Source organism: Kitasatospora sp. NPDC059571 (genome assembly GCF_042735675.1).
Taxonomy (GTDB): domain Bacteria; phylum Actinomycetota; class Actinomycetes; order Streptomycetales; family Streptomycetaceae; genus Kitasatospora.
Window position 1 is genome coordinate 875 of sequence record NZ_JBHWBW010000611.1, and the last position, 3,120, is coordinate 3,994.

At 71.0% G+C, this 3,120-nt stretch carries 2 protein-coding genes; both read right to left on the bottom strand.

All coding sequences use genetic code 11. The features are described 5' to 3' along the window. Positions 1-196: 196 nt before the first annotated feature. Positions 197-1,777, bottom strand: a complete 1,581-nt coding sequence (gene serA, locus ACFV0G_RS36530; RefSeq protein WP_380557219.1) for a phosphoglycerate dehydrogenase — start codon at positions 1,775-1,777, stop codon at positions 197-199. Between the two features lie 217 nt (positions 1,778-1,994). After that, the gene (gene ilvC / locus ACFV0G_RS36535; protein ID WP_380557221.1) at positions 1,995-2,993 is read right to left on the bottom strand and encodes a ketol-acid reductoisomerase; all 999 of its coding nucleotides are present in this window, start codon (positions 2,991-2,993) and stop codon (positions 1,995-1,997) included. Positions 2,994-3,120: the final 127 nt, after the last annotated feature.

Genomic DNA, 3,120 nt, shown 5'->3' on the forward strand with positions numbered 1-3,120 from the left:
GTCGACCACGATGCACGGGCCGCCGTCCAGGTGGAGCGCGGCGAGCGCGTTCACGATCCGGGGGGGGGCGGCCGGCGGGGGGGGGGGGCTGTGGCGGTGGGGCCCGGGCTGCAGCGCCGCGGGCGGCGCGCGCGCGCGGGCGCGCGCCCCCCCCCCGCGCGCGCCCCCGGGCCCTGGTCACAGGCCTGAGGCGGGCTCAGCCGAGGTTCACCGCGCGGGCGAACTTGGCGCCGATCTCCGCGGCGATGGCGTTCAGCACGTCCTGCGAGATCTCGCTGTCCACGGTCAGCGAGGCGAGCGCGCCGGAGCCGTCCCGGGCGACCTGCATGCCCGCGATGTTGATGCCGGCGTCGCCGAGGATGCGGCCGAGGGTGCCGACCACGCCGGGGCGGTCCTCGTAGGTGAAGAAGGCCATGTGGTCGGTGAGCGCCACGTCGACGTCGAAGCCGTCCACGCCCACGATCTTCTGGGTCTGCTTCGGGCCGGACAGGGTGCCGGAGATGGCCACCTCGCTGCCGTCGGCCAGGGTGCCGCGCACGGTGATGACGTTGCGGTGCTCGGGGCTCTCGCTGGACGTCGTCAGGCGGACCTCGACGCCGCGCTCCTGCGCGAACAGCGGGGCGTTGACGTAGGACACCGTCTCGGCCACGACGTCCTCGAAGACGCCCTTGAGCGCGGAGAGTTCGAGCACCTTGACGTCGTGCTGGGTGATCTCGCCGCGGACCTCGACGTCCAGGCGGACGGCCACCTCGCCGGCCAGCGCGGTGAAGATCCGGCCGAGCTTCTCGGCGAGCGGCAGGCCCGGGCGGACGTCCTCGGCGATCACGCCGCCCTGGACGTTGACCGCGTCCGGCACCAGCTCGCCGGCGAGCGCGAGGCGCACCGACTTGGCGACGGCGATGCCGGCCTTCTCCTGGGCCTCGTCGGTGGAGGCGCCGAGGTGCGGGGTGGCGACCACGTTGTCGAAGGCGAACAGCGGGGAGTCGGTGCACGGCTCCTTGGCGTACACGTCCAGGCCGGCGCCGGCCACCCGGCCGTCGCGCAGGGCGCTGGCGAGCGCGGCCTCGTCCACGATGCCGCCGCGGGCGGCGTTGACGATCCGCACGGTCGGCTTGACCTTGTGCAGCGCCTCGTCGCCGATCAGGCCGATGGTTTCCGGGGTCTTCGGGAGGTGGACGGTGATGAAGTCCGACACCTCCAGCAGCTCCTCCAGCGAGACCAGCTTGACGCCCATCTGGGCGGCGCGGGCGGCCTGGATGTAGGGGTCGTACGCCACGATCTTCATGCCGAAGGCGGACATCCGCTGGGCGACCAGGACGCCGATGCGGCCGAGGCCGACCACGCCGAGGACCTTCTCGGAGAGCTCGACGCCGGTGTACTTGTTGCGCTTCCACTCGCCCTGCTTGAGGGCGGTGTTGGCCGGCGCGATGTTGCGGGCGACCGAGATGAGCAGGCCGCAGGCGAGCTCGGCGGCGGTCACGATGTTGGAGGTCGGCGCGTTGACGACCATCACGCCGGCCTTGGTGGCGGCGGAGACGTCGACGTTGTCCAGGCCGACGCCGGCGCGGGCGACGACCTTGAGCTTCTTGGCGGCGGCCAGCGCCTCCGCGTCCACCTTGGTGGCGGAGCGGATGAGGATCGCGTCCACGTCGGCGATGGCGGTCAGCAGCTCGGTGCGGTCCGCGCCGTTGCAGTGGCGGATCTCGAAGTCGGGACCGAGGGCGTCGACGGTGGCGGGCGACAGCTCTTCGGCGATGAGTACTACGGATTTGCTCACGACAGTGTGTCCTTAACTGTCCGGTTCGCCCCGGGACGTAGGTGGCGTGACCAGCGGGGAGAAGGTGGCATGCCGCGTAGCTAGACGCACGACGCTGTGGGCCTGACGCGCACTCGGAAGTGTATCGGCGGGCAGTGGGGCGGGCTGCTCCCCTCCGGCGAAATCACCCGGACGGGAACAGCCGCGGTGTACAAGGGGGATGAACCCCCGAAGGCGCTTACGCCTCCTCGTCGACCCAGCTCATCAGCTTGCGGAGCTTCTTGCCGGTGGTCTCCAGCAGGTGCTCGGCGTCGGCGTTCTTGTACTCGTTGTACTTCGGCAGGCCGGCCTTGTACTCGGCGATCCAGGTGTTGGCGAAGGTGCCGTCCTGGATCTCGGCGAGGACCTTCTTCATCTCGGCCTTGGTGTCGGCGGTGATGATGCGGGGGCCGGTGACGTAGTCGCCCCACTCGGCGGTCTCGGAGACCGACCAGCGCATCTTCTCCAGGCCGCCCTCGTACATGAGGTCGACGATGAGCTTCAGCTCGTGCAGGCACTCGAAGTAGGCGATCTCCGGCTGGTAGCCGGCCTCGACCAGGGTCTCGAAACCGGCCTTGACCAGGGCGGCGGTGCCACCGCAGAGGACGGCCTGCTCACCGAACAGGTCGGTCTCGGTCTCCTCGGTGAAGGTGGTCTTGATGACGCCGGCCTTGGTGCCGCCGATGCCCTTGGCGTACGACAGGGCCAGGTCGAAGGCGCCACCGGTGGCGTCCTGCTCGACGGCCACGATGCACGGGACGCCGCGGCCCTCCTCGTACTGGCGGCGGACCAGGTGGCCCGGGCCCTTCGGGGCGACCATGCAGACGTCGACGTCCGCCGGGGGCTTGATGAAGCCGAAGCGGATGTTCAGGCCGTGGCCGAAGAACAGGGCGTCGCCCGCCTTCAGGTTCGGCGCGATGGACTCCTCGTAGACGTCGGCCTGGATCGGGTCCGGCACGAGGATCATGATGACGTCGGCCTCGGCCGCGGCCTCGGACGGGGTGGTGACGCGCAGGCCCGCCTCCTCCGCCTTGGCACGGGACTTCGAGCCCTCCAGGAGGCCGACACGGACGTCCACGCCCGAGTCGCGCAGGGACAGCGCGTGGGCGTGGCCCTGGCTGCCGTAGCCGATGACCGCGACCTTGCGGCCCTGGATGATGGACAGGTCGGCGTCGTCTTCGTAGAACAGCTCGGCCACGGGGGCACATCTCCTTGCGTGATGGTGATGCCGGGTGGTGCGGTCTCCACCGTAGTTCGACCCGGCGGGGTGTGGGGCGGTGCTTCAGGGGGTGAGACGGCCGGGTGTCGCGCGGGCGCCGGAGGGC